At 70.6% G+C, this 25376-nt stretch carries 24 protein-coding genes and 1 tRNA gene; 18 read left to right on the plus strand and 7 right to left on the minus strand.

Annotated features, from left to right (window positions below; translation table 11 throughout):
- The first annotated feature begins 168 nt into the window (after positions 1-168).
- The 7 genes from J4E96_RS16770 (at position 169) to J4E96_RS16800 (ending at position 8259) form a co-directional block, all read left to right on the plus strand.
- Complete coding sequence (locus J4E96_RS16770; protein ID WP_227423190.1) at positions 169-1560, plus strand: MFS transporter; 1392 nt, start codon at positions 169-171, stop codon at positions 1558-1560.
- A complete protein-coding gene (locus J4E96_RS16775) occupies positions 1557-2576 on the plus strand; it encodes an L-idonate 5-dehydrogenase (protein WP_227423191.1) in 1020 nt (339 codons plus the stop codon). The genes J4E96_RS16770 and J4E96_RS16775 overlap by 4 nt, the downstream gene beginning before the upstream one ends.
- Positions 2577-2678: 102 nt before the next feature.
- Positions 2679-4214 (plus strand): mannitol dehydrogenase family protein, encoded by a 1536-nt coding sequence (locus J4E96_RS16780; RefSeq protein WP_227423192.1) that lies wholly within the window; start codon positions 2679-2681, stop codon positions 4212-4214.
- 65 nt (positions 4215-4279) lie between these two features.
- The gene (locus tag J4E96_RS16785) at positions 4280-5401 is read left to right on the plus strand and encodes a mannonate dehydratase (RefSeq protein ID WP_227423193.1); all 1122 of its coding nucleotides are present in this window, start codon (positions 4280-4282) and stop codon (positions 5399-5401) included.
- Between the two features lie 162 nt (positions 5402-5563).
- Positions 5564-6202 carry a bifunctional 4-hydroxy-2-oxoglutarate aldolase/2-dehydro-3-deoxy-phosphogluconate aldolase gene (gene eda / locus J4E96_RS16790; RefSeq protein WP_227423194.1) on the plus strand — a complete coding sequence of 213 codons (639 nt, stop codon included), beginning with the start codon at positions 5564-5566 and terminating at the stop codon, positions 6200-6202.
- A gap of 2 nt (positions 6203-6204) precedes the next feature.
- Entirely contained in the window at positions 6205-7317 is a 1113-nt protein-coding gene (locus tag J4E96_RS16795; RefSeq protein ID WP_227423195.1) for a sugar kinase, read from the plus strand.
- 405 nt (positions 7318-7722) lie between these two features.
- Positions 7723-8259, plus strand: coding sequence for a hypothetical protein (locus tag J4E96_RS16800; RefSeq protein ID WP_227423196.1), 537 nt, complete (start codon positions 7723-7725; stop codon positions 8257-8259).
- A gap of 248 nt (positions 8260-8507) precedes the next feature.
- On the opposite strand, the gene J4E96_RS16805 is transcribed toward J4E96_RS16800, so the two are convergent.
- Positions 8508-9101: a TetR/AcrR family transcriptional regulator gene (locus tag J4E96_RS16805; protein ID WP_227423197.1), complete on the minus strand. Its 594-nt coding sequence runs from the start codon at positions 9099-9101 to the stop codon at positions 8508-8510.
- An 80-nt stretch (positions 9102-9181) separates the two neighbouring features.
- On the opposite strand from J4E96_RS16805, the gene J4E96_RS16810 reads away from it, so the two are divergent.
- From J4E96_RS16810 to J4E96_RS16845, 8 genes are all read left to right on the plus strand, one after another.
- Positions 9182-10099 carry an NADP-dependent oxidoreductase gene (locus J4E96_RS16810; protein ID WP_227423198.1) on the plus strand — a complete coding sequence of 306 codons (918 nt, stop codon included), beginning with the start codon at positions 9182-9184 and terminating at the stop codon, positions 10097-10099.
- Positions 10096-10686: a cupin domain-containing protein gene (locus tag J4E96_RS16815; RefSeq protein ID WP_227423199.1), complete on the plus strand. Its 591-nt coding sequence runs from the start codon at positions 10096-10098 to the stop codon at positions 10684-10686. The genes J4E96_RS16810 and J4E96_RS16815 overlap by 4 nt, the downstream gene beginning before the upstream one ends.
- Complete coding sequence (locus J4E96_RS16820) at positions 10683-11036, plus strand: DoxX family protein (protein ID WP_227423200.1); 354 nt, start codon at positions 10683-10685, stop codon at positions 11034-11036. Before J4E96_RS16815 ends, J4E96_RS16820 begins: the two co-directional genes overlap by 4 nt.
- Before the next feature lie 376 nt (positions 11037-11412).
- Positions 11413-12399 carry an aldo/keto reductase gene (locus J4E96_RS16825; protein ID WP_227423201.1) on the plus strand — a complete coding sequence of 329 codons (987 nt, stop codon included), beginning with the start codon at positions 11413-11415 and terminating at the stop codon, positions 12397-12399.
- Positions 12400-12675: 276 nt separating this feature from the next.
- Positions 12676-13188 (plus strand): RNA polymerase sigma factor, encoded by a 513-nt coding sequence (locus tag J4E96_RS16830; protein ID WP_227423202.1) that lies wholly within the window; start codon positions 12676-12678, stop codon positions 13186-13188.
- The gene (locus tag J4E96_RS16835; protein ID WP_227423203.1) at positions 13185-14318 is read left to right on the plus strand and encodes a hypothetical protein; all 1134 of its coding nucleotides are present in this window, start codon (positions 13185-13187) and stop codon (positions 14316-14318) included. Before J4E96_RS16830 ends, J4E96_RS16835 begins: the two co-directional genes overlap by 4 nt.
- Before the next feature lie 648 nt (positions 14319-14966).
- Positions 14967-15395 carry a hypothetical protein gene (locus J4E96_RS16840; protein WP_227423204.1) on the plus strand — a complete coding sequence of 143 codons (429 nt, stop codon included), beginning with the start codon at positions 14967-14969 and terminating at the stop codon, positions 15393-15395.
- 167 nt (positions 15396-15562) lie between these two features.
- Positions 15563-16273 (plus strand): tyrosine-type recombinase/integrase, encoded by a 711-nt coding sequence (locus tag J4E96_RS16845; RefSeq protein WP_227423205.1) that lies wholly within the window; start codon positions 15563-15565, stop codon positions 16271-16273.
- A 139-nt stretch (positions 16274-16412) separates the two neighbouring features.
- On the opposite strand, the gene J4E96_RS16850 is transcribed toward J4E96_RS16845, so the two are convergent.
- The 5 genes from J4E96_RS16850 to J4E96_RS16870 form a co-directional block, all read right to left on the minus strand.
- Positions 16413-16488 (minus strand) — tRNA-Ala (locus J4E96_RS16850).
- 57 nt (positions 16489-16545) lie between these two features.
- A complete protein-coding gene (locus J4E96_RS16855) occupies positions 16546-17601 on the minus strand; it encodes a hypothetical protein (RefSeq protein WP_227423206.1) in 1056 nt (351 codons plus the stop codon).
- 76 nt (positions 17602-17677) lie between these two features.
- The gene (locus J4E96_RS16860) at positions 17678-18307 is read right to left on the minus strand and encodes a GNAT family N-acetyltransferase (RefSeq protein ID WP_227423207.1); all 630 of its coding nucleotides are present in this window, start codon (positions 18305-18307) and stop codon (positions 17678-17680) included.
- Between the two features lie 2 nt (positions 18308-18309).
- Complete coding sequence (locus J4E96_RS16865) at positions 18310-19539, minus strand: molybdopterin molybdotransferase MoeA (RefSeq protein ID WP_227423208.1); 1230 nt, start codon at positions 19537-19539, stop codon at positions 18310-18312.
- Positions 19536-20438, minus strand: coding sequence for a UTP--glucose-1-phosphate uridylyltransferase (locus tag J4E96_RS16870; protein WP_227423209.1), 903 nt, complete (start codon positions 20436-20438; stop codon positions 19536-19538). Before J4E96_RS16870 ends, J4E96_RS16865 begins: the two co-directional genes overlap by 4 nt.
- 102 nt (positions 20439-20540) lie before the next feature.
- On the opposite strand from J4E96_RS16870, the gene J4E96_RS16875 reads away from it, so the two are divergent.
- Positions 20541-21194: a 5-formyltetrahydrofolate cyclo-ligase gene (locus J4E96_RS16875; protein ID WP_227423210.1), complete on the plus strand. Its 654-nt coding sequence runs from the start codon at positions 20541-20543 to the stop codon at positions 21192-21194.
- Here the strand turns inward: J4E96_RS16875 and J4E96_RS16880 are convergent.
- The gene (locus J4E96_RS16880; protein WP_227423211.1) at positions 21172-23793 is read right to left on the minus strand and encodes a penicillin acylase family protein; all 2622 of its coding nucleotides are present in this window, start codon (positions 23791-23793) and stop codon (positions 21172-21174) included. The two genes, J4E96_RS16875 and J4E96_RS16880, sit on opposite strands and share 23 nt — an antisense overlap.
- 202 nt (positions 23794-23995) lie before the next feature.
- On the opposite strand from J4E96_RS16880, the gene J4E96_RS16885 reads away from it, so the two are divergent.
- On the plus strand, positions 23996-24433 hold the full coding sequence (locus tag J4E96_RS16885; protein WP_227423212.1) for an FmdB family zinc ribbon protein: 438 nt from the start codon (positions 23996-23998) through the stop codon (positions 24431-24433).
- A gap of 141 nt (positions 24434-24574) precedes the next feature.
- Positions 24575-25342: an SAF domain-containing protein gene (locus J4E96_RS16890; RefSeq protein ID WP_227423213.1), complete on the plus strand. Its 768-nt coding sequence runs from the start codon at positions 24575-24577 to the stop codon at positions 25340-25342.
- The last annotated feature ends 34 nt before the right edge of the window (positions 25343-25376 follow it).

Raw genomic sequence — 25376 nt, forward strand, 5'->3', positions numbered from 1 at the left:
GCCAGGCTGACACGGTTCTTATCGCAGCCCAGGTCGCAGGCGTGAGCGCGGCTCAGCTCACCTCTCCTCGTACTGGGCACACAGCGCTTCTGCGCACACACGACCGCTCGAAGGACGCCCCTGAGAGCAAACCGGACACGATTCACTCATCAGGCAAAGGAGCACACGATGGTGCAAGAGCACAGGCCGGCCGCGATCTCGGCTGAGGTCGAACGAACCTCGGGCGACCTGAAACGAGCGGCCATCTCCGGATGGGCAGGCACAGCCATGGAGTTCATGGACTTCCAGCTGTACTCCCTCGCCGCGGCAATCGTCTTCAACCAGATCTTCTTCCCCGAAGTCTCGCCGGCAGTCGGACTCATCGCGGCGATGGGAACCTACGGCGTCGGCTACGTCGCCAGGCTCGCGGGGGCGATCTACTTCGGGCGCATGGGAGACCGCATCGGCCGAAAGAAGGTCCTGTTCATCACCATCACTCTGATGGGCGCCTCGACCACCCTCATCGGGGTGCTCCCGACCTACGCCCAGGTGGGGCTGCTCGCGCCCGCGCTATTGGTCCTCCTCCGCCTGATCCAGGGCTTCGGCGCGGGCGCTGAGATCGCCGGCGCGACGGTAATGCTCGCCGAGTACGCGCCGCCGAAGAAGCGTGGTGTGATCGCGTCGCTCGTCAGCCTCGGCACCAACACGGGCACCCTTGCCGCAACGGGCATCTGGGCTGTGCTGCTCGCGACGCTCTCCGAAGAGCAACTGCTCAGCTGGGGCTGGCGCATCCCGTTCCTGTTCAGCTTCGTGCTGATGATCTTCGCGATCTGGATCCGGACCCACCTCAAGGAGAGCCCGGTCTTCGAGAGCCGCGCCGACCTGACCGACGAAGGCATCGCATTGACTCACGACGAGCTCAAGGCCGCAGCCGCAAAGCCTGAAGAGGCCAGCGCGCTCGAGGCTGCCCTGCACCAGCGCAAGGGCAAGGCCTTCTTCATCGCCCTCGGCCTGCGGTTCGGGCAAGCGGGCAACTCCGGTCTGATCCAGACGTTCCTCATCGGCTACATCGCCACCACGATGCTGCTTGACCGCAGCATCGCGACAAACGCGATTCTCTACAGCTCCATCATCGGCTTCGCGACCGTTCCGATCGTGGGCCTTCTCGGTGACCGGTTTGGCCGGCGGCCGGTGTACATGGTCCTCACGCTTGTCTCGGCGATTCTCGCCTTTCCGCTGCTGAACCTCATCCAGCAGGGCAACCCGGTCGCCTTGACCATTTCGATGATCCTGCTGCACAACCTCGCGGTGCTGGGTCTGTTCTCGTTGGAGAGCGTCACGATGGCCGAGCTGTTCGGAGCACGGACTCGTTTCACCCAGCTGGCCCTGGCCAAGGAGATCGGCGGGATCCTCGCCACTGCCATCGGCCCGCTCCTGGCCGCGACGCTGACTGCCGTGACCGGCTCGTGGTGGCCGATCGCCGCGATGCTCGTCGGCTACAGCCTGATCACCCTCGTCTCGGCGTTCGTCTCGCCTGAGGTGCGCGGCCGTGACCTGGTTCGGCTGGAGGATGCAGTATGAAGGCCGTCGTGGTGCACGGCACCGGCGACCTCCGGGTCGACGACCTGCCCGACCCCAGTGCAGCACCGGGCGAGGTGCTCGTCGAGATGGAATGGGGCGGGATCTGTGGATCGGATCTGGCCTACTGGCGCCATGGCCGCTCGGGCACGGCCGTGCTCAAGCGCCCGATGGTTCTCGGGCACGAAGTCGCGGGCCGAATCGTCGAGGTGGCCTCGGACGTGACAGATCTCGAGGCGGGGCAGCGGGTGACTTTTCAACCGGCGCAACTGGTCGGGGACGGCATCATGCCGCCACGGCTCGTCGGCCGCACCAACTTGTACCCGGCGGTGCGGTACTTCGGCTCCGCGGGCTTCGACCCGCATACCGATGGTGGCTTCTGCCAGCTCAAGGCCGTGCGGGCTGACCAGATCAGACGGCTGCCGGAGAAGGTGCCAACCAAGGACGGCGCCGTTGCCGAGCCCCTCGCGGTGGCGATCCACGCCGTCCAGCGTGTCGACGTCGCCGGTCGCACCGTGCTCGTCAACGGCTGTGGTCCGATCGGAGCCTTGATCGTTGCGGCGGCCAAGTTCGCAGGCGCGGCCACAGTCATTGCCGCGGACGTATCGGAGTCCTCCCTCGGAGTCGCCCGGGCCATGGGTGCCGACCAGATCGTCAACGTGTCCGGCCGCCAACTGCCGTCGGACGTCGAGCTGGTCTTCGAGGCATCGGGCGTTCCCGCGACCCTCGGTGCGGTCCTGCACGCCACCGCGAAGGGCGGCACCCTGGTCCAGGTCGGCAACTTGCCCGGTAGCGAGATCACCGCGGTGCTGGGCGACTTGATCAGTCGCGAGATCAGCTGGATCGGCTCCTACCGGTTCTCCGAGGAGATCGACGACGCCATCGCCGCCCTGGCGGCCGGGCTCGACGTCGGCCCGCTCATGACCCACACCTTCGGGATCGAGGACGCAGCCGAAGCCATGCGCGTGGCAGCGGACCGCAGCACCGGTAGCAGCAAAGTGATGCTCCGTCTGAACTGATTTGGTTCGGGCGTCCGGACGGCGCTGCGCCGTCCGGACGCCCCACTGCCCGACCATGCCCGAAGGATGCCCGGACTATGCCCGGACGATGAAAGGAACATGATGGCTACGAGGCCGGTTGCCGAACTGCGCCGCCTAGGCGAGGGTCTTCACCTCTCGGAAGGGGTGACGCTGCCTCGCGCGATACCCGAGGGGGTCGGGATAGTGCACCTGGGCTGGGGTGCCTTCCATCGAGGGCACCAGGCGGTCTACACCGAGGACGCGATGGCCGCTACCGGTGACCTGCGCTGGGGCATCCTCGGGGACGTCGAGCGGACGCCGCAGCTGGTCGACGCGGTGCGCCCGCAAGGCGGGTGGTACACCGTGCTCTCGGTCGGTCTCGACGCTGAAGGGAACGTCGTGGAGTCGGCACGCGTGGTCGGTTCCGTGGTCGACGTGGCTTACCCGGGCAAGGAAACCCCCCGGTTGCTTGGCGCTATGACCGCGCCTACCACCCACCTGATCACGCTGACGGTCACGGAAAAGGGGTACACCCGCCGGCCCGACGGGCACCTGGACACCGATCAGGCCGACCCCGACATTCGGGCCCTCGCGGCCGAGGAGTCTGCCGGCTCGGGCGACGTGTCGGCGGCCTCACCGGCCGCTACCGCCGTGGGGTTGCTCGTGCGCGGGCTGGCCGCGAGGCGCCGCGCCGGCGGTTACCCGCTGACGGTGCTCTCGTGCGACAACATGCCCGACAACGGCAAGGTGCTCAAGGCCGTTGTCGATGAGTTCCTTGACGTCGCGTTGCCGGGCGCCGCTGGTGAGTTGCTGCGCAACTGGCTCTCCGGGTCCGTGACGTTCCCGGGGTCGATGGTTGACCGGATCACCCCCGCCACCACCCCAGAGGTCCTCGACAAGGTGGCGGGCGTGATCGGGGCTCGCGACGAGGGAGCGATCATCGCCGAACCCTTCACCCAGTGGGTCATCGAGGATAACTTCGCCGGTCCGCGCCCGGCCTGGGAGTTGGTCGGTGCGGAACTGACCGACGACGTCGTCCCGTGGGAGGACGCGAAGCTGCGCCTGCTCAACGGAACGCACTCCCTGCTCGCCTATGCAGGCCGCCTCGCCGGGCACACCACGCTCGCCGAGGCCGTGACCGACCCGGCGATCGCGGAGCACGCCCGGGCGTTCATGTTTGACGACGCGCTCCCGACACTCGCCGCGCCCGACGGCGCGGACCTGCGGGCATACGGCGACGAGCTGATGCGCCGATTCGCGAACCCGGCGACCGGTCACACCACACGGCAGGTCTCTACCGACGGCACGCAGAAGATCCCGTTCCGCTGGGGCGTCGCAGCGACGTGGAACCTCGAACGCGGCCGCGTGCCGCAGGGTGTCGCGTACGGCCTCGCCGCCTGGAGCGAGTTCGTCCGGCGCGCCGTCCGCGACGGCGCCGAGCTCGGGGACCCGGCAGGTGCGGAGCGGCTGAGCAGCGTCGTGCGAGAAGTGGGCCTCGACGACATCCCAGGCGTGGCGACCGCACTCGTGGCATTGCCCGGCGTGCTGCCGGCCGGCGCCGGCACGCACACCGGCCTGGTCGCAGCCGTAGTCGGCCATGCCGTCGCACTCGCCGTCACCGACCTCGGTCTTGACTGACCCATACCGACACCACCTGACTGCGTCGTCGCGGCGGGTTTGGCCCCGAACGAGGAGGAACCACCATGAAGATGGGCTTTCGCTGGTACGGCGACGGAAACGACACCGTCACACTCGACGAGATCCGGCAGATCCCCGGGGTCGAGACGATCGTATGGAGCCTGCACCAGAAGCAGGCGGGCGAGGTGTGGGAGACCGCGGAGATCGCGGCGGAGATCGCCGCGATCACCACGATCCCCGCGGAGGCGGCCGCGCGCGGCGTCACCAAGACCTTCGACGCCACCGTGGTGGAGTCGGTCAACGTGCATGAGTCGATCAAGCTGGGCAAGACCGTGCTCGGGCTCAGCCGCGACGAGGCGATCGCCAACTACATCACCACGATCGAGCGGCTCGGGCGCGCCGGCGTAAGGGTGATCTGCTACAACTTCATGCCGGTCTTCGACTGGCTCCGCACCGACCTCTGGCACCCGTTGCCCGACGGGTCCACCGCACTGTTCTACGAGAAGGCCGTCGTAGACCAGTTGTCGCCGGAAAGGCTCATCGCTGACATGGAAGCCAACTCGGGCGGGCTGACCTTGCCCGGCTGGGAGCCCGAGCGGCTCGCGAGCTTCAGCGAGCTCAACGCGGCCTATGAGGGGGTGACCCACGCAGACATGTACGTCAACTACAAGTACTTCCTCGACGCGATCATCCCCACCTGCGAGGAGTACGACGTCAAGATGGGCGTCCACCCCGACGACCCGCCCTTTGACCTGTTCGGCTGGCCCCGCGTCGTCTCGAACAAGGACGACCTAGCCACCGTGCTGTCGCTCAACGACAGCCCCTACAACGGGCTGACGCTTTGCCTGGGATCGTTCTCGGCCAATCCCGAGCACGACGCGGTCGACGCGGTGACGACGTTCATGGACCGCATCCACTTCTCTCACGTGCGCAACCTCAAGCACTTCCCGAACGGGGACTTCTCCGAGGTCGGCCATCGAGCGAACGAAGGCGACGTCGACACCGTGGGAATCATGACCGCCTACGCCAACGCCGGGTACACCGGGTACATCCGCCCCGACCACGGCCGACACCTCTGGGACGAAAACACCACCCGCAAACCGCGACCTGGCTACGGGCTGTACGACCGCGCACTCGGCATCCAGTATCTCCTCGGAGTCTGGGACGCCGTCAACTACAACGCCTGACGCTCGCCGACTGAGCACCCGTTCAGTAGTCGCAACTCCGCCGATGTTGGCGCAAGGGCTCGTTCAAGATGCCCGCGCACGCCTCGGACCGCTAGTCGCGCCACCACGGACAACTCTCGCTGTATTTGACGGCCTATCCAGTACCTATGCATTGGAGATCTCATGGACACTCTTTCCGCCCTGCGCGCCGCGCGCCTCGTTCCGGTTGTCGTTCTCGATGACGCGGCCGATGCCGATGCCCTCGCCGGGGCGCTGGTCGCCGGTGGCCTGCCCGTCGCCGAGGTGACGTTCCGCACCGCCGCTGCGGAGGACTCGATCCGGGCGATGGCCGGCCGAGGCGACATCCTCGTGGGTGCCGGCACCGTGCGCACCGTCGAGCAGGTCGACAAGGCTGTCGCCGCCGGCGCGAGCTACATCGTGTCTCCCGGGCTCAGCCGCGCGGTCGTCGAGCGCTGCCAGGAGCACGGCGTGCTCGCGCTCCCCGGCGCGGTCACCGCGACCGAGGTCCAGGCCGCGCTCGAGCTCGGCCTGACGACCGTCAAGTTCTTCCCCGCCGGCACGTCCGGCGGCGCGCCGGCGATCAAGGCGCTCACCGCGCCATTCGGCCACGTCAGCTTCGTGCCTACGGGCGGCGTCGGCCCCAAGAACCTCGGCGACTACCTCGCGATCCCGACCGTCGCCGCCGTCGGCGGGTCGTGGATGTGCCCGCGTGACCTGGTCACTGCCGGTGACTTCGCCGGGATCACCGCGCTCACGGCCGAGGCCGTCGCGCTCGCCGCCTCGCTGACCGCGGGGGCGTGACCATGACGACCAGCAACGCTCTGGACATCCGGCCCGCGGCCGAGTGCCGGTACGACGCCGTCTCGCTTGGCGAGGTCATGCTGCGCCTCGACCCGGGTGAGGGGCGCATCCGCACGGCGCGGTCCTTCCGCGCCTGGGAGGGCGGCGGCGAGTACAACGTCGCGCGCGGGCTGCGCCGGGCCTTCGGGCTTCGCGGCGCCGTCGTCACGGCGCTCGCCGACAACGAGATCGGCCGGCTGGTCGAGGACCTCATCCTCACCGGCGGGCTCGACACGTCCTTCATCCAGTGGGTCCCGTACGACGGCATCGGCCGCGGCGTGCGCAACGGGCTCAACTTCACCGAGCGCGGCTTCGGAGTGCGCGGCGCCGTCGGCGTCTCCGACCGGGGCAACACCGCCGTGTCGCAGATGAAGCCGGGCGACGTCGACTGGGACCACCTGTTCGGCGAGCTGGGCGTGCGCTGGCTGCACACCGGTGGCATCTTCGCCGCGCTGAGCGAGTCCGCAGCGGACACAGTGGTGGAGGCCGTGACGGCCGCGAAGAAGTACGGCACGGTCGTGTCGTACGACCTGAACTACCGCCCGAGCCTGTGGAAGGCCATCGGCGGCCTGGAGAAGGCGCAGTCGGTCAACCGCGAGATCGCTAAGTACATCGACGTGATGATCGGCAACGAGGAGGACTTCACCGCCAGCCTCGGGTTCGAGGTCGAGGGTGGGGACGCGTCGCTCGCTGAGCTCGAGGTCGACAAGTTCGCGAAGATGATCGAGACCGCCGCGGCCGCGTACCCGAACTTCAAGGTCATCGGCACGACGATGCGGACCGTGCGGTCGGCGTCGATCAACGACTGGGGCGCGCTCGCGTGGTCGCCCGAGACCGGCGTCGTGCAGGCGACGCACCGCGAGCGGCTCGAGATCCTCGACCGCGTGGGCGGCGGCGACTCGTTCGCGTCCGGCCTGATCTACGGTCTCCTCGAGGGCGAGCCGCTCCAGACGGCCGTCGAGTACGGGGCTGCGCACGGCGCGCTCGCGATGACCACCCCCGGCGACACCACGATGGTCACCAAGGCGGAGGTCCTCAAGCTGGCTGGCGGCGGCGGCGCTCGCGTCGACCGCTAGCCAGCACCGCGACGCCAACCGCAACAAGCCACAACCGCAACGTCCGCCCGCGCCGATGGGCTCCCAAGTTTGCGCTCTCCCGCTCAGGCCTTGGGGGGCAAAAGGTGAGACCCGGAGGGGCGCCGACCCAAGCGTTTGACCTCCTCACCCGGGTTCACGCCTCTCGGGTCGTGCCAAAGACGTTTTTCTGAAGTGGTCAATAGGCATTGGAGATACCGAATGCGGCGCGGGTGCTGACGATTTCCGATGCGCCCCAGAAGATGTGTGGCACCCCAAGCCGCTCAGCAGCGACGCGGCTCAACTGTCGCTTTGTGACGGCGGGCGCCGCCACGCTCACCGAGACTGCGGACCCGCTGGTCAAACCACTGCCATGCTGCTCGCATCCCGCGCCCCACTGTGCGCTTCGTGACAGTCCTCGCCCCGCCGGCACTTCTGGCCCTCGCTGCTTGCGGGACGCTATCGCCGTCGTCGCCGACGTCCCGCGCCGCCGGCCCGATGTCATACCTGCCCGCCTGGCTGGAATGGCGACAGGAGGGCGGTGGCCGCGGCGATAGCGCGGAACGCAGCGCCGGCCGCGCCCATGCCGGTCAATGCGACAAGGAGGTCGCCGCGCAGGGCGCCGGTGTCGGGGATCTCGACCCGGTGGCGGTCGCGGCTGTGCGTGAGCGCCGCGTTCGGCACCCCGCGCACCGCGAACAGACCGACGCACGTCGGAAGGTGTCGCACGCGCTGACAGTCGCGGCGAAGATCATCGATCGGGTGCTCTGGCCCGAAGACGAGCAACCGACACCGGCCCAGCTCGTATGCCTCCTGATCCTGCGCGGCGACATGGTCGGGCGGCTGGGCGACGAGACGAAAGCGGTGTCGACGCTGGAACGGGCAGCCGCGGTGCAACTGACCGAAGAGGAACACGCGTCGGTCCGCGACGACTGGCGCGACTGAAAGACCTGCGAGGCGAGCTGCTAGCCACATCTCTGGCCGCCCTGCGCCGGATCATGTGAGGCGTTGCGACCGTGGCTACCCGCCATTTGGCACGCAGCGCTCTCGCCGTCGATCACCGCCTGGTCGACGGCGAACTCGGCGCTTGCACGCTCCGGGAACTCGCCGCCACCCTCAACAACCCGCCCGCGCCCTGGTTGGAGCTGAGCGGGTCATCCCGAACGGCCAGATCGAACGCGCGGGCGGTGTGCTCAACCTGGTGCGAGGCCGTCTAGGAGGACGTGAAGGTAGCGGTCGGCGAGTTCGGGTGAGGCCTCCCCGGCACGTACTGCATGGTGGACGCCGGACAACAAGCGGCGGAGGTCGTCGGCGCTCACATCTGGCCGAACCTGCCTCGTAGCACGGGCTTTCGTCAGCAGATCCGTCACTGTGGCGGCCAGGGCTGCGCCGAGCTTTGTGGTTTCGGGGTACTCGAATCGGGGTGAGGCGAGAACTGTTGCCAGTGCTGGGTCGGCAAGCAGGGCGTGGAAGGCGGCCTGCAGGACCCGTCGTAGGGCGATACCGGGGTCGTGTTCCTCGGCCACGACGGCCACCGTTTCCCTGACCAACATCTCTAGTCGATCAAGGATGAGCGCCTCGAGCAGTGCTGCCGGGTTCGCAAACTGGCGGTAGACGGTGCCAACGCCAACCCCCGCGCGCCGGGCAATCACATTGAACGGCAGGCCCAGGTCGCCGTCGGCGGCGAGGTCTCGGGCCGCTGCGAGCACTTTGGCGCGGTTGCGTCGGGCGTCAGACCGCTGCTGTGGGCTCGCCGCGTTCAGCTGCTCTTGCGGTGGGTTCGACACCGGCTAACAGTAGCAACCGGATCACTAATCCGTTTTCCTGATAGGCTGCGGATACTTAATCCGGTACGAGGAGGAGCGTCATGCGAGCAGTGCAGTTCGACCGGTTCGGAGATGAGGGAGTGCTGCAGGTCCGCGATGTGGAGGACCCGGTACCCGGCCATGGGCAGGTTCTGGTCCGCGTCCGGGCGGCCGCGATCAACCCAGGGGAGGTCTACATCCGCCAAGGCCTCGCTGAGCAGATGTGGCCGACGACCTTTCCGTCCGGCCAGGGCAGCGACCTTGCCGGTGAGGTCGTCGATGCCGGAGACAGCGCAGGAAGGTTCGCTGTCGGCCAACCTGTGCTCGGCTGGACGAACGGCCGGGCCAGTCACGCCGAGCTCGTGGCGGTCCCTGCCAGTCAGCTGGTGCCCAAACCTGACGGGCTCTCCTGGGCGGTGGCCGGGTCGCTGTTCATCGCCCCGATGGCCGCGCTCGCATCAGTACGCGCGGTCGATCCGAAGCCGGGTGAGAGCGTTGCCGTCTCGGCCGCGGCAGGCGGCGTCGGAGCGATCGCGGTGCAGTTGGCGCGTCGGACCGGCGCCACTGTGATCGGATTGGCGGGCGTCGACAACCACGAGTGGTTGCGGTCTCATGGGGTCATCCCGGTCGCCTACGGCGACGGCCAGGCCAAGCGCGTCCTTGATGCGGCAGGCGGCAGACTCTCGGCCTTTGTCGACACCTTTGGCACCGGGTACGTCGACCTCGCCATGTCGCTGGGCGTCTCAGCGAGCCGGATCAACACGGTCGCGGACTACGAAGCCGTGCGCCGGCTCGGAGTGTCCTTCCAGGGTGCTGCGGATGTTGCCGCCTCAGACAACCTGGCCGAGATGGCCCAGCTCGCGGCCACCGGGGCGGTGGAGGTCCCGATCGCTGCGACCTTTAGCCTCAACGATGTCCAGAACGCTTACCGCGCCCTTGCCCGCCGACACACTCACGGCAAGATCGTGCTTCTCCCGTGAGCCCGGATCTCAGCGACCGGGCCTCCACTGGTCTCCGGCGCACGGTCAGCAGTCCGGACATGGGGGTCACGGTGACCTTCGTGGTGGCCTTCGACGAGAGCGCCGACGGGTCCGTGGAGTCGCGGGTGCAGATCCCGGCCCGAGAGCCAGGCCCCCCACGGCACTACCACCTCGATTTCGACGAGACATTCACAGCGTTGGAAGGCGAGCTGACGATGGACCTGGGCTCCCGCCGCGGCCTGGTGCTGCGACCCGGGGAATCCGTCCGTGTTCCTCGCGGCGTACCGCACCGCTATTACAACTCCTCCGACCGACTGGCCGTCTTCGGCTTTCGGGCCGACCCGGGTCAGGCCTACGAGCTCGGGATCCGAGCAGGTTTTGGGCTCGCCAACGACGGGCGTACGACATCGCGCGGCCTGCCGAAGGACCCTCTCCAGATGGCGCTGCTGTTCGCGGCGGCGGGTAGCTGGGTCACAGGAATTCCGCACGGAATGCAAAGCAGACTGACGGCCGCCGGCGTCCGGCTCGCCCGCCGACTCGGCTACGACCCCCACTTCTCCCGCTACGCCCAAGGAGATGGCCAGTGACTCTCGCCACGACCAGCCTCAACATCCTGCTCGCCCTCGTCTTCCTCTACAGCGGCGGACGCAAGGCCGTCGGTCGGCCCGCCGTGGCCGGCGAGGCCGCCCACCTCGGCATGGCGCTGACGCGCTACCGCACCATCGGCGTCGCCGAGATCGCGGCCTCGGCCGGGCTGCTCCTCGGACTGGCGTGGACACCTCTTGGTCTCGCAGCAGCCGCCGGACTCGTCCTGCTCCTGCTCGGCGCCGTGATCGCCCATCTTCGCGCTGGCGACCGGCTCTCCGCGTGGGCCGGCGCCGCAGTGCTCGCCCTGCTCAGCGCGGCTGCCGTCGCGGTGCAAGCTGTGCCACTCTAGGAGCGACGGGTCAACGCCGACCGCGGCTAAGTCTCTCGTCCGGCCACTACACGTCCGTCGGCAGTCCATGCCCTCCCAGCGCTACTTGCCCCGCCGATCTGCCCGCCGGGCCCATCCCGCCTCGCGCGCCTGCCCGGCCTAAGTTCCGACGGAACGCACGTTGACTGTCGTTGCACGATGTCTGTAAGGGTCGTGTGGGGCGATGCGGTGTGCCGGCGCGCCTCGACTTCCAGGTGGACCACGTCGACGAGGGTCGGCCGATTGTTGCCTTCGGACGCTCTCGCCGCGGTAACGGACCGCCGATAGCGTGGCTAGGAACCGCGGTCGAGGGTGGGCGGGGCGGCTGCGTTGAAGGGCGAGTGCAGGAGGAGGGGTCATGGAGATCCGGACACTAGGACAGGGCCTGCGGGTGTCGGCGCTCGGCCTGGGTTGCATGGGGATGAGTCAGAGCTACGGGCCGAACCCCGGCGGCCGCGACGAAATGATCGCGGTCTTGCGCGGTGCCGTCGAGCGAGGCATCACCTTTTTCGACACCGCCGAGGTTTACGGTCCGTATGTCAACGAGGAACTCGTCGGCGAAGCGCTCGAGCCCGTGCGTGAGCAGGTCGTCATCGCCACGAAGTTCGGCGCAGACATTCGCGACGGCACGTCGGTTGGCCAGAACAGCCGCCCGGAACAGATCCGCCGGGTCGCCGACGCCTGCCTCCGACGGCTGCGCACAGACCGGATCGACCTGTTCTACCAGCACCGCGTCGACCCGCAGGTCCCGATCGAAGATGTCGCCGGAGCCGTTGCCGAACTCGTGACCGCTGGCAAGGTTGCCCACTTCGGGTTGTCCGAAGCTGGTGCGGGAACGATCCGGCGCGCGCACGCGGTTCACCCGGTGACCGCGCTGCAGAGCGAGTACTCGCTGTGGACCCGCGACGTCGAAGCAGAGATCCTGCCCTTGCTCGACGAGCTCGGCATCGGCCTGGTGCCCTTCAGCCCACTCGGGAAGGGATTCCTCACCGGGACCGTTGCCGCGTCGACTGAGTTCACGCCAGGGGACATCCGCACCACGATTCCTCGATTCACCGAGGAGAACCGGGTTGCCAACCAGGCCCTGATCGATCTCGTCGGGCGGGTCGCCGCCGCGCACAACGCGACACCGGCGCAAGTCGCCCTCGCGTGGCTGCTCGCCCAGCGCCCTGCCCTCGTACCCATCCCCGGCACCCGCCGACTGTCCCGCCTCGACGAGAACATCGGGGCCACCCGCCTCGACCTGACCCCGGCCGACATCACCTCGCTCGGCGACGCGGCCGCACGCATCGGCGTCGTGGGAGCCCGCTACAACGACGCGATGCAGGCCGCGACCGGGCTCTGAGTCAAACCCTTGCCTCACCGTTACCGCGAGAACAACGACGACGGGCGGTGTGCGAGTCGCGTGAGTCCGGAGTCGATGGCGCGCACGACCTACCTGTCGCTCAATCGCGTAGCTACCGGCCACGATCAGTCTCGCGAGCTTCCGTCTGCTCGCCCTAGTGGCGCGAACCCCCCGATCGCCGCGTCGAGGGCGGCGGGGCCGGGGCTGAATGGATGACGCGTGCGGGATGACCGGGTGGCGTGTCAACACATTTGGGTCCTGGATGCTTAGTAGGTCGTGAGCAACAGTCGAGGTGCGCCAGTCAGCGGGGTCGACTTCGACGACTGGTATCGCCGCGAGTATCCGCGTGTGCGGCAGGCGATGGTCCTGGCTACCGGTGACGTGGGGCTCGGTGAGGAAGCCGTTGGTGAAGCCTTCGCGTTGGCCGTCGTGCACTGGTCACGTGTCCGGGCGATGGATTCACCCACCGGGTGGGTCTACACGACCGCGTTGAACCAGGTGCGACGAGCCTGGCGACGCACCGTGCTGGAGCAACGCCACCTGCGCCGGACCCGTTCAGAGCCGGTCTACCAGCCCGAACTGCCGGACACAGCCGTGTGGCGGGCCGTAGCCGACCTCGCCCCACGCGCACGCACCGCCATCGCTTTGCGCTACATCGCTGATCTCACCGAGACCGAGGTCGCGGCGGCCATGAACGTTTCCCGCGGAACGGTCGCCACCACGCTCTCGCGCGCCCGCGCCCAGCTCGCAACCCAGCTCTCGACCACCATCTCCTGGGGGGACCGATGAACCACCACAGCGCACACGATTCATGGACGAACGACAGCGACCCGCTGCTCTCGCTCTCGGAGGTGGCTGACCACAGCGCGCCACCGGTCGATCAGGTGCACCGACGCGCCAGCGTGATTCGCCAGGGGCGCCGCCGGACCCGCGCCGGCCTGTCCGTCGGAGTGGTGGCGGCTGCCTTGGTGGTGGGCGGAGTGGTCATCCCTCAGGATGACGATGGTGCCAACCGCGTGCAGGCGGCCTCGTTCTTGGGCGTTGCCCGCGCCGACGCCGCCGACGGGGCCGACGGCGATTGCCGCCAAGGGGACAACTTCACGACGCGCTTCACCCGCGAGCAGTGGACCACCAGCACCCAGGTCGCCGCCCTGTCGTCCTGGTTACCCGCCGATAGCACCGGGCTGCCGGTGCGGGGAATCGACGTGAGCAGCGACCAACTCGTGTGCCCGCCGCCAGTTCCCGCCGCGACGCTGTACACCCAGACGCCCGCCAAGCGCGGACTGACATTGTGGTCTGACGTTGCGCAACCGTTCGCCGGCGACACAGGCCTGGAAAACGTCACCATGCGAGACAGCACCGCACAGCTCCTTCACCTACCCGGCAACGTCATGCTCACCTGGGTCGAGCCCGACGGCACCCGCTGGATCGCGCAGGCCAGCGGACTCGACCAGGCGTCCCTCGTCACGATCCTCGACAACCTGACCCTTGACGGCACCACAGTCGATGGGGCGAGCGTCCCCAGTCCCTGGGAACAGGCACCCCTCTCCGAGCCCACGGACCGCTCGAACGTCCTGAACTGGGCCGTGGAGTACGGCGAGCCCGGCGACGGAACTGACGACCCCGGCGTCCGACTGCACGTGACACACGAAACCGAGCCGGTGGCGACCGCCGCCGCCCGGGGCGTCGACGTCATCAATTTCACCCAGGTCAACGGCCGACTCGCAATCTCGTTCACCGACATGGGTGGATGCATCGCCTGGGACAGTGCAGGACTGGCCTACCAGCTGTGCGGCAGCGAAGACCCCGACCAACTCGTGTCCTTGGCCGAACGGGTCACACGCGTCGAGCCGACCGACCCACGCGTTCTCGCGGCGCCGGACCTCTTCGAGACCACCCTGACCGGAAACGCCAGCTGAAGGCGCCTGCTCTCAAGAAGCAAGTCTTCACCGTAGTCATGGCATCACGTAACTGTCGCTACGTTGCCGTCGGTGTCGGTGTCGGTGTCGGTGTCGGTGTCGGTGTCGGTGTCGGTGTCGGTGTCGGTGTCGGTGTCGGTGTCGGTGTCGGTGTCGGTGTCGGTGTCGCGTTCGGCGTCGGCGCATCATGAGATCGTTGTTTTGACAGGTCTTCACATCGAGGGGAGGCAGATCACATGGGCGCCAAACGCCGTGACGAGCCGAACGAGTCAGAGACGCCGTTCGGTCAAATGCCCGGAATCAACGGGAGCTCTGTTGGACCCAGCTTCCGTGAAGGCCCACGACGCACGCCAGACACTCATCCCGTGCGCAGCCTGTTGATCGGGCTAGTGCCGGTAGTCCTCATCGTCGCGTTTCTCCTCATCACGGGACGAATCTGACGCCACGATCACTGCCACGAACAGCGGACCGCCGATCTCGCGTAATTCACTTCGGCGACATACCCGACGACCGCGGCAGCCACCTCAAGCGCCTGTTGACCGTCGACACCGTCGTCGTGCCATTCGACGAGCAGGTCCCCGAAAAATCCCTGGCCGAACCGCGACGTCCGCCGCGGTAGGTTCTCGGGTCATTGCGAAGGGAAGAATCATGCGCAGGTCCACCATCGCCACGATCGGAATATTCGCGTCCCCCGCAATTCTTGCAGGATCAGCGCTGCTTGCCGTGACGTCATGGACCGCGATCACGCATGAGCTCGTCTGCCTCGACGCGCCAACTCCCGTAGATCCTCAGGTAATCGGTGAGGGCGCTCTCGACGGACAACGCACCTGGATTCCAGTCGGCGAGCGGTGCACCTGGGCCACGGCATCGGGCGAAACGGTCACGACGACGAACTACGACCTGGCCGCCAGCATTGGCCTGCTTGGTGGCGTCGCGGCAACGCTGACGTCCGCGGTCGTGTTCGTGATCAGCGCTAGATCCGGCGCTGACGACCGCCATGCTTGGAAGCACCGCACCGCCGCCCAACTGTCGCTTAGCTTTGATCCCGACCGTCACGTCCTAGTCGCACGACACTGAACACCGACCACTACCTGCTGCCCACACCGGGCCAGCGATCCGGCCGGTCCGGGACCGAGCCGGTTCTGCCGACCTGGTTCCGCAAGCTCTACGTCGGCAAGGTCACCGCCGCCGCGATCGTCGCGTGGCAGGACGGCCTGCTGGCGCGCGGGCTGGCGCCGACCTCGGTGCAGCGGCACCGTGGGTCGCTGTCGTCGTTCTTCGCGTGGTGCGTGTCCGAGGGCTACATCGCCGCCAACCCGGTCACGGCCGCGGCGCCGCCGAAGGATCGTCGTGCGCGGGAGGTCATGCGCCCCCTTGCCGCGCACGACTTTGAGGCTGTCGTCAGCGATGTCGCCGAGGCGAACGAGACCTACGCCGACCTCGTGTCGGTCCTCGGGCGCACCGGGCACCGGTGGGGTGAGGCCAGGGCGATGCTGGTCCGCGACTTCGTCGAGGTGCCCCTGCCTGCGCTCAACGTCGTCCGCAACCAGCCGGAGGGGACGACCGCGGCCAAGGCCCCGAAGTCGGGCCGGGGCCGGCGGGTGCCGTTGCCGGATGCGCTGGTGCCCGCGCTCCGGCGATTCGCCGCGGGCAAGGGCCCGGACGACCTGCTGCTGACCCGACCCGGTGGCGGGCAGCTGCACCGCTCGATGTTCGTCCGGGCGACCGGCTGGAGCGAGGTCGGCCGCGGCCGCACTCTGCACGACCTGCGGCACACCGCGGCCTGCGAGTGGATTCTGCGGGGCGTCGCCCTGACGACCGTGCAGGCGCGGCTCGGGCACGGCTCGATCGAGGTCACCGCGCGCTACCTGCACCACCTCGGCGACTCCGCCGACCGGTCCGCCATGCAGCTGCTCAACGACGCCGCTACCCATGCGCTGAGCGAGCCCGCATAGCCCGAGTCCCGCCGTGGCTGAGCGCCCGCCGCAGGGTGGGGGTGATTCCGGGGTGATTCGCCGTGACCTGCGTCTATGCAGAAGCAGCGAAGAAAAAGGCCCCCGGCCGCGTCTCCGCAGGCCAGGGGCCTTCACTTGCTGGTGGAGCTGAGGGGATTCGAACCCCTGACCTCTTCATTGCGAACGAAGCGCGCTACCAACTGCGCCACAGCCCCTCAAGCGGTGTACAGATTAGCACCGACCACGACGCATCGGCGCACCAGCGCTCTGCGCTACCCGGCGGTGCGGCGGCGGGCGAGGATCGCGTCGAGATCGAGGGTCGGGTTGGCACCCTCGTCGACCGCCTCCAGGTCGGCCCGGCCGACGTCGCCGGTCACCTGCTCCTCGTCCGACGACGTCGCGGCGCTGGTCGCGGCGGCGGGCTCGGGCTCGTCGAGCACGAGCGGGATCGGCTCGCGGCGCGGCGCGGCCGCCTTCGTCGTGTAGACGGGGCGAGGCACCGGGACCGGCGACCAGGCCGCGGAGGCACCAGCGGCGTCGTCGGCCGACGATCCGTCGGCGGCGGTGCCGGCGGCCGTGCTGTCCGCCGACGGCGCGCCCTGCTCGGGCGCGGTGGCGGCGTCCCGAATGCGCTCGATGACCTCGGTGTGCGCCTCGGACGGGTGCGCGGCCCGGCCGACGACCCCCACGGTGCTGGCGACGGCTGCGGTCTGGCTGCCCCCGGTGCGCACGGGCGCGCGGCGCTCCCACGCGGCGTCGGCGGCGTGGCCGTGGACCACGGCGCGGCGGCCGAGCGCGAGCACCCCGACGAGCGCGACGCTCGGGGCCACGGCGGCGACGACGGCGACGGTCGTGACGCCGACGACGATCCAGGCCGCGGCGCTGATCGCGAGCAGCGCGACGGTCAGGGCCGCGCGACGCCGAGCGGCCGCGCCGCGGCGCGCCAGGGTCGCTGCCCGCTGGGCTCGCTGCTGAGCCGCTCGCCTCGCGGCGTCGGCGCTGATCTTGTCCTGAGTTCCGTGCGGTCGATCCACGATCCTGCCTCCCCTCGCCGCGGCTGCGTCGTACCCCCGCGCCGCCGGCCCGTGGCGGGCGGTGAGCAGCACCGAGCGCTTCTCGCTGCCCGGACCGCACTCCGCCCGGGCCTCGCCCGCCCGCCGTGCCCGACCCGCGGGGTCGGCCACCGCGAGCACGCGCAACGCCGCGGAGTACCTGTCCTCGGCGCACGACTCGAGTAGCTGTTGCCGGTGCCGCAACCGATGCGGCACCAGGTACGCGATCCACAGCAGGGCCACCGCGAGGGCGGCCACGCCGGCTAGATCTCGCACGCTCTGACGGTAGGCGAGCAAGCGGCACCCACGCCGGAGCCCGTCCGGCGTGTCGGCCGGCGAAACTACACCGTTGTCATTCGGTGCGCGCTACGCCCGACCCGCCCCGGGCCGCGTTGGTCGCGTGCCAGCGCGCGAGCAGCCCCTCGGGCACCTCCTCGGCGGTCAGCGCGAACGTCCGGTGGTCGCACCACTGGCCGGCGATGTGCAGGTACCTCTCTCGGACGCCCTCGTCCCGGAACCCGAGCTTGGTCACGACGCGCAGGCTGGGCGCGTTCTCGGTGCGGATGTTGATCTCGAGCCGGTGCAGCCCGAGCACGCGGAAGCAGTGGTCCCCCGCGAGCGCCGTCGCGGTCGGGATGATTCCCCGGCCGGCGACGCGCTGCGAGACCCAGTACCCGATGGCGGCCGAGCGCAGCGATCCGTACACGATGCTCGAGACGGTGAGCTGGCCCACGAGCTCGCCGCGGTAGTCCACTGCGAACGGCAGCGCGGAACCCCCGCGGGCCTGCGCCGACATCGCGCGGACGAACTCCCCGAAGGTGGGCAGCGGCCCTGGCACGTTCGCGGGCGAGGACGCCTCCCAGGGGTCGAGCCACTCCGTGTTGGCGGCGCGCAGCGCGAGCCACGCCCGCCCGTCCCGGCGGCGCAGCGGGCGCAGCCGCACGTCGCCGTCCGTGAGGGTCACGGGCCACCCGGTCGCCACGCTCAGCCCTCCAGCACGAGGCAGTGGACGCGGTCCCCGGCGTGCACCGCGACGTCCTGCTCGGGCACGACCGCGAGCGCGTTGGCCCGCGAGAGCGCCTCGATCGACAGCTCGCCCGGCTCCCCGACCGGGGTGACCTGGTAGCCCTCGTCCGGGCTGCCGACGAGCATGGCGGGCACGAACTGGCGCAGCCCGCCCGGCGAGCGCCACGCGCTCGTCGAGACGGCCGCGACCGACGGGCGGAACAGCATCGCGCGCCCCGCGATCGCCCGCAGGGCCGGCCGGACGAACACCTCGAACGAGATGTACGCCGCGACCGGATGCCCGGGCAGCGCGAAGATCGGCACGCCGCCGGCGGCGCGGATCCCGCCCACCTGGCCGAACCCCTGCCGGTGCGCGGGCGTCATCGCGACGTGGTCGAACCGCACGGTGCCCAGCGGGCCGAGCACGTCCTGGACCGTGTCGTTCGCGGACTCGCTCAGGCCGCCCGTGGTGATCAGGAGGTCGGCCCGCACGAGCTGGTCCTCGATCGTCTCGCGCAGCGCGACGCGGTCGTCGCCGACGACACCGACCCGGATCGCGGTCGCCCCCGCGTCCTCGACGGCGCTGGTCAGCGCCGGCCCGTTCGCGTCGTAACCGACGCCGTCGCGCGCGGGCGCCCCGGGCTCGGCCAGCTCGTCGCCGATCGACAGCACGACGACGCGCGGGGTTGGGTGCACGACGAGGCGCCCGCGACCGAGCGCGGCCGCGAGCGCGAGCTGGCGCGCGCCGAGCCGGATCCCGCGGGCGAGCACGACCTCGCCGGCGCGCGCGTCGACGCCGCGCCGGCGGACCTGCTCGCCCGCCAGCGCCGGCCGCGGCACGAGCACCCGGGCCGCGCCGCGGTCGGTCTCCGCGAGCGCGATCACGGCGTCCGCGCCGACGGGCAGGGGCGCCCCCGACGCGATGCGCACGGCCTGACCGGGGACCAGGCGCAGCGGTGCCGAGGCGCCCGCGACGACGTCGTGCACGACGGGCAGGTACAGCGGCAGCCCCGGACCGGCCCGCTCGGTGTCGGCCGACGCGACCGCGTACCCGTCCGTGGCCGCGAGCGCCAGCGCCGGCAGGTCCCGGGCGACGACGACGTCCTCGGCGAGGATGGCGCCGACCGCGTCGGCCAGCACCACGTCGAGCGGCGCGACCGGCCCGACGGCGTCGAGCACTGCGGCGAGCTGGTCCTGGACCGACTTCACGCCTTCAGGCTCGGCACGTACTCAGCAAGCCACTCGCGGAAGTCGGGACCGAGGTCCTCGCGGTCGGCCGCGATCTTCACGACCGCCTTGAGGTAGTCGAGCCGGTCGCCCGTGTCGTAGCGCCGGCCCCGGAAGACGACGCCGTACACGCCGCCGCCCTCGTCGGCGGGCATAGTGGCGAGCGTCGCGAGGGCGTCGGTGAGCTGGATCTCCCCGCCGCGCCCGGGCGGCGTCTCCTCGAGCACGGCGAACACCGCGGGGTTGAGCACGTACCGCCCGATGATCGCGAGGTTGCTCGGCGCATCGGCGGCGTCGGGCTTCTCCACGAGCGCGGTGACGCGCACCTGGTCGGCGTCGTCCCCGCCCGGGATCGGCTCGACCGCCGCGCAGCCGTACAGGTGGATCGTCTCCGGCTCGACCTCGAGCAGCGCGATGACGGAGCCGCCGGTGCGCTCCTGGAGCGCGAGCATGGCCGGCAGCAGCGGGTCGCGGGCGTCGATCAGGTCGTCGCCGAGCAGCACGGCGAACGCCTGGTCGCCGACGTGATGCTTGGCGCACAGCACCGCGTGCCCCAGGCCCTTGGGCTTGCCCTGGCGGACGAAGTGCACGTCGGCCAGCTCGGTGGACTCGCGCACGAGCGCGAGCCGGTCGAGGTCGCCCTTGGCCTCGAGGGCCGCCTCGAGCTCGGGCTGGGCGTCGAAGTGGTCGGCAAGCGTGCGCTTGCTCCGTCCGGTGATGAACAGGACGTCGTTGAGATGGGCCGCCACGGCCTCCTCGACGACGTACTGGATCGCTGGCTTGTCGACTACCGGGAGCATCTCCTTCGGCGTGGACTTCGTCGCAGGGAGGAAGCGGGTACCGAGGCCCGCCGCAGGGATGACTGCTTTGTGGATCGCCATGCCCCGAGATTAGTGGGCGATCGGGCGACAGGTTGCGCTGTTCGGGCAGCAAATAGCCGTCCGTGGCGCGCTCCCACCCGCCAGATGGGCGACACTGGAGGCATGAGCACCACCGCTGCACAGCCCTACCCCGCCCTTGCCGGGGTCCTCGACGCCGAGGATGCAAAGGATGAGTTGCGGGCCGCGATCCGCAGCGCGCGCCAGTCCCGGTCCGAGCGCCGCCGCCAGGAGGCGGGCCAGGCGTTCGCCGACGTTCTCGACACGATTCCCGAGCTGCGCGACGCCCGCTGCGTCGCCGTGTACGCCGCGCGCCCGACCGAGCCGAGCACCGGCCCGCTGCTCGAACGCCTCGCCGGCCGCGGGGTCCGCATCATCCTCCCGGTGCTCGGCACGGGGCTGCAGCGCGACTGGGCCGCCTACGGCGGCGCGGACGACCTTCGCCAGCGCGCCCCGGGCCGGCCGCCCGAGCCGGGTACCGCCCATCTCGGCGCGCAGGCCCTGGCCGACGCCGACGTCGTCATCGCCCCGGCGCTGGCCGTGGACACCTCCGGCGCTCGCCTCGGGCAGGGCGGCGGGTGGTACGACCGCGCGCTCGAACACGCGCGGCCCGGCACGCCCGTCGTCGCGCTGGTCTACGCCTGCGAGGTGTACGACGCCGGCTCGCGCCCGCTGCCCCGCCAGGGGCACGACCGCCTGGTCGACGCCGTCGCGACCCCCGAGGGATGGCGCTGGCTCAGGCCCCCGGCTGCAGCGTGAGCCGGTCGCGAGCGGCGTCGTCGACGGCGCCCGCGGTGAACGGCCAGGCGAACGTCTCGCCCGCGGCCCACGGGCCGAGCTGATCCGAGTAGTGCGAGCTGGCCGGGTGCCCTGAGGACCCGGTGAGGGTCACCCATGTCGAGGCGTCGAGGTCGTCGAGATCGACGACCATCCGCATCGACGGCGCGGATGTCACCGCGTAGCTGTCCTGCGCCGCGTCCCAGCTGGTCGCGTTCACGATGGACGACCCGCCCGCGACGGCGCGCGGCGTCGGGTTCACCAGGCGCCGGACCAGCTCCGGGGCGGCCTCGCCCCCGAGCACCGCGTGCTGGGGGGCGGCGACGTGCAGCTTGCCCCAGGACCAGTCGCTCGTGGTCTTGCCGAGCTCGACCGTGAGCTCGTTGCGGGCCGACGTGAGCGCCTGCGTGAGGATCTCGTTGCGTCCCTCGACGACGCCGACGGTCGTGCGGTCGTCCCACCACGGGTCGTCGGGCCGGTCGAGCATCCCGCGCACGACCTCGAGCCACCGGCTGCCGCCGTCCGGGCGCGAGTTCGCGGGCAGGTCGTCCCAGAAGGTCAGCTCGAGCAGGTTCGACCAGACGGCCGCGAAGTACACGGCGGCGGCCGAGTCGGTCGTGGAGCGCCCGTCCCAGCCGCGCAGCAGGTCCTGCCCCGTGCGGTCGAAGTCCGAGTCCAGCTGCATGTCCAGGAGCGTCGGCACGAGCACCTCCGCGTACGGGTTGGCGTCGTCGAGCGCGATCTCGGACATCGCCGCGGTGTCGATCGGCGTGCCCGCCTCGACACGCTCGGCGACCAGGTCGTCGATGCGCTGCGCGCGGTAGCCGTAGTCCCAGTCCGCGGTGAGGAACGGCCCGACGCCCGCGGGCGTCACCGCCTGGTTCGCGGCCACGATGTACCCCTGCGGCGGGTCGATCGCCGCGGGCATGTCGGCCGCGTCGACGAAGCCCTGCCAGTCGTACCGGCTGTCCCAACCCGGGCGCGGCCAGGTCCCGTTCGACGGGACGGGGCCGCCCTCGACCGCCGCGCGGACCGGGATGCGACCGGGCGCCTGGTAGCCGATGTGGCCGTCCGTCGTCGCGAAGACGATGTTCTGCGAGGGCACGTCGAACGAGGCTGCGGCCGCGGCGATGTCGTCCGCGTCGTGCGCCAGGTCCATCGCGAACACCGCGTCGGCAGTGCGCCCAGGCGTGAGCGCGGTCCAGCCGAGCGAGATCTCGTAGACGCCCGCCGGGGCGCCGTCGGGCAGCGGAGAGACGCGCGCGGAGTTCGTGTCCGTCAGCACGCCCGAGATGATCGGGCCGTGCCCGGTCGACTCGACGGTCAGCTCGACGTCGTCGCCGCCGTTGACCTCGATGGTCTCGGTGCGGGTCGTCAGGTCGACCCGCTCGCCGTCGACGAGGTACTGCCCGCCCGCGATCCGCTCGATGAAGAAGTCCGTGACGTCGGCGCCGAGGTTGGTGATGCCCCAGGCGAGCTGGTCGTTGTGGCCGACGACGACGCCGGGGAAGCCCGCGAAGGAGAAGCCGGCGACGTCGAACGGGCAGTCGGCGGTGACGGTGCGGCAGTGCAGCCCGACCTGGGCCCAGATGCCGGGCGCGGAGATGTCGAGGTGCGGGTCGTTGGCCAGCAGCGGCTTGCCCGACGCGGTGTGCTCGCCCCCCACGACCCACGAGTTGGAGCCGATGCCCTCGCCCGCGCCGAGCAGGTGCGGCACGGCGGCGAGCGCGTCCTCGGCTGCCTGCACCGAGGCCTGGAGGGCGCTCGAGGCCAGGTCGACCGCCGCGGCGTCGACGGCGGAGGTCTCGGTCGCGTTGGCCGGGGCGGCGTCGGTCGCGGCGGCGTCGGTTGTGGCGGACGCCTCGGCCGTGGCGAGCTCGCTGAGGATCGGTGCGTTGAGGTCCTGCGGGTAGGCCGGGAAGAGCTCGTCGATCCGGGCGACGTCGCGGACCGCGGCGTAGCTGGTCGCGCGCGCGAGCTCCTTGTCGTAGTTGCCCCGCAGGTCCCACGCCATCGCCTTGAGCCACGCGAGGGAGTCGATCGGGTCCCACGCCTCGGGCTGCTCGACCTCGACCTGGAGCCCGAGCACGGTGTACTCGACGGCGAGCGACTCGGGGCTGCGCGTGTCCAGGTAGGCGTTCACGCCCTCGGCGTAGGCCGTCAGGTAATCCCGCGTGCTCGCCTCGAGCAGCGGCCACTCCTGCTCCGCGACCGAGCGCCAGCCGAAGGTCCGGATCACCTTGTCGGCGGCGAGCGCGTCCTCGTTCTCGCCGACAAGCTCCGACAGCCGTCCGGCGGTGACGTGCCGGCGGTAGTCCATCTCGAAGAACCGGTCCTGCGCGTGCACGAAGCCCTGCGCCCGGAAGAGGTCGGCCGAGGTGTCGGCGGTGATCTGCGGGACTCCCTGATCGTCCCGGACGACGTCGACCTCAGCGTCCAGGCCCGGCAGCTCGATCGTCCCCGTCGTCTGCGGGAGCGGGCGGCGGACGACCCAGACGGTCGCTGCGGACCCCGCGGCGAGGATCAGGACCACGACGGCGGCGACGATCACGGTCAGGCGGACGGCACGGCGGCGGGGCACCCGGTGAGACTAGTCGGTCCGGTCGCACGGCCGAGGTCCGGGCTGCGGCGGGAACAGCGACGGCGTCGCACGGGTTGCACCAGGGCGCCCGCACCGGGCGCGTACCCGCTCGGGCACCCGCGGTTGCCCGAGTCCGGTAGGATTAGCACTCAAAAGAGGAGAGTGCCAGCGTCGCTGGCATCCCCCCGAGGAGGATTGCCCTGTGCCTACTTATGCCTACGCCTGCACTGTGTGCGAGCACCGCTTCGAGGCGCATCAGTCCTTCACGGACTCCTCGCTGACCGTCTGCCCGGAGTGCTCCGGCCGCCTGCGCAAGATCTTCCCCACCGTCGGGGTCGTCTTCAAGGGGTCCGGTTTTTACCACAACGACTCGCGCTCGAGCCAGCACGGGCGGATCTCGGCCGGCACGAGCTCGAGCAACGGCGAATCCGGTTCGGGCTCCTCGGCCGGCTCGTCGAGCGAGTCCGGCGACTCGGCTGCCAAGCCTGCCTCGAAGGCCGACGCGACCAGCTCCACCGGGAACGGTTCGGGCTCGAACGGCGGGACGTCCGGCGCGACCGGCTCCGGCAACGGTTCGGGCACGCCGTCGGCCGCCAAGCCCGCCGCGACGGTCGGCGCGACGCCGGCATCCTCGAGCTGAGTCCGTCGCCCGCACGCCGTGGCCCGGGTCGCCGCGCTCGCTGAAGCGGCCACCCGACCACGGCCGGGCGCCGACCGCGGCGGTGCACAGCCGCGGCGCTCGATGGGCGATGACCCCGGCAGTTCCGCCTAGCGTCACGCCATGCCGCGCCTCCTGCCCCGCAGCGTCGTCCCGACGGGACCGGCCGCCGCCGACAGCGGCCCGATCCGCGCGGCCGCACGCGCCCGGCGAGCGGCGCGTCGCCGCCGCGCACGCCTGCTGCTGTGGCGCGCGCGGCTCCCGCTGGCGGCCGTGCTGCTCGGCGTGGCGGTCGCCCAGATCGTCGCCGAGGTGCGGCCTGCCCCGGAGCCCACGGTCGGCGTCGTCGTGGCGGCCCGGGAGCTCGAGCCGGGCGTCCCGCTCGCGCGCGCCGACGTCCGGGTCGCGGCGATGCCGATCGCGCTCGTGCCTGCGGGCACGCACGACCGAGCCGACGGCGTCGTCGGGGAGAGCCTCGTGACCGCCGTGCCAGCCGGCCTGCCGATCGTCGACGGGCTGCTCGCGGGCGACCGCTTGGCCTCGGCCGGGCCCGCCGGCACGGTCGTAGCCCCGGTGCGGCTCGCCGATCCCGCCGTCGCCGAGCTCCTGCGCGCGGGCGACCGGGTCGACCTGCTCGCGGCGGTGGCGGCCGCCGACGGCGAGCCCGTCGCGCACCGGCTGGCCGGCCGGGCGCTGGTCGTGAGCTTCCCGGTGCCCGCCGAGGCGGAGGGCGACGTGAGCAGCGGGTTGAGCGGCGGGGTCGGTGGCCTGCTCGGGGGCACGAGCGCGGGGACGGGCTCGCTGACGTTGGTCGCCGTCACGCCCACGGAGGCCGCCGCGCTCGCCGGCGCCGTGGGGTGGGCAAACATCACCGCAGTGCTCGTGAAATGATCGACCCCGCTCAGCCGTCGCAATCGAGAGGGGC

This window comes from Pengzhenrongella sicca, from assembly GCF_017569225.1.
Classification (GTDB): domain Bacteria; phylum Actinomycetota; class Actinomycetes; order Actinomycetales; family Cellulomonadaceae; genus Pengzhenrongella; species Pengzhenrongella sicca.

Coding starts and splice junctions, on each gene's coding strand:
- J4E96_RS16770 (WP_227423190.1), top strand. CDS start 169: ATGGTGCAAGAGCACAGGCCGGCCGCGATCTCGGCTGAGGTCGAACGA.
- J4E96_RS16775 (WP_227423191.1), top strand. CDS start 1,557: ATGAAGGCCGTCGTGGTGCACGGCACCGGCGACCTCCGGGTCGACGAC.
- J4E96_RS16780 (WP_227423192.1), top strand. CDS start 2,679: ATGGCTACGAGGCCGGTTGCCGAACTGCGCCGCCTAGGCGAGGGTCTT.
- J4E96_RS16785 (WP_227423193.1), top strand. CDS start 4,280: ATGAAGATGGGCTTTCGCTGGTACGGCGACGGAAACGACACCGTCACA.
- eda (WP_227423194.1), top strand. CDS start 5,564: ATGGACACTCTTTCCGCCCTGCGCGCCGCGCGCCTCGTTCCGGTTGTC.
- J4E96_RS16795 (WP_227423195.1), top strand. CDS start 6,205: ATGACGACCAGCAACGCTCTGGACATCCGGCCCGCGGCCGAGTGCCGG.
- J4E96_RS16810 (WP_227423198.1), top strand. CDS start 9,182: ATGCGAGCAGTGCAGTTCGACCGGTTCGGAGATGAGGGAGTGCTGCAG.
- J4E96_RS16825 (WP_227423201.1), top strand. CDS start 11,413: ATGGAGATCCGGACACTAGGACAGGGCCTGCGGGTGTCGGCGCTCGGC.
- J4E96_RS16835 (WP_227423203.1), top strand. CDS start 13,185: ATGAACCACCACAGCGCACACGATTCATGGACGAACGACAGCGACCCG.
- J4E96_RS16840 (WP_227423204.1), top strand. CDS start 14,967: ATGCGCAGGTCCACCATCGCCACGATCGGAATATTCGCGTCCCCCGCA.
- J4E96_RS16870 (WP_227423209.1), bottom strand. CDS start 20,438: ATGGCGATCCACAAAGCAGTCATCCCTGCGGCGGGCCTCGGTACCCGC.
- J4E96_RS16875 (WP_227423210.1), top strand. CDS start 20,541: ATGAGCACCACCGCTGCACAGCCCTACCCCGCCCTTGCCGGGGTCCTC.
- J4E96_RS16890 (WP_227423213.1), top strand. CDS start 24,575: ATGCCGCGCCTCCTGCCCCGCAGCGTCGTCCCGACGGGACCGGCCGCC.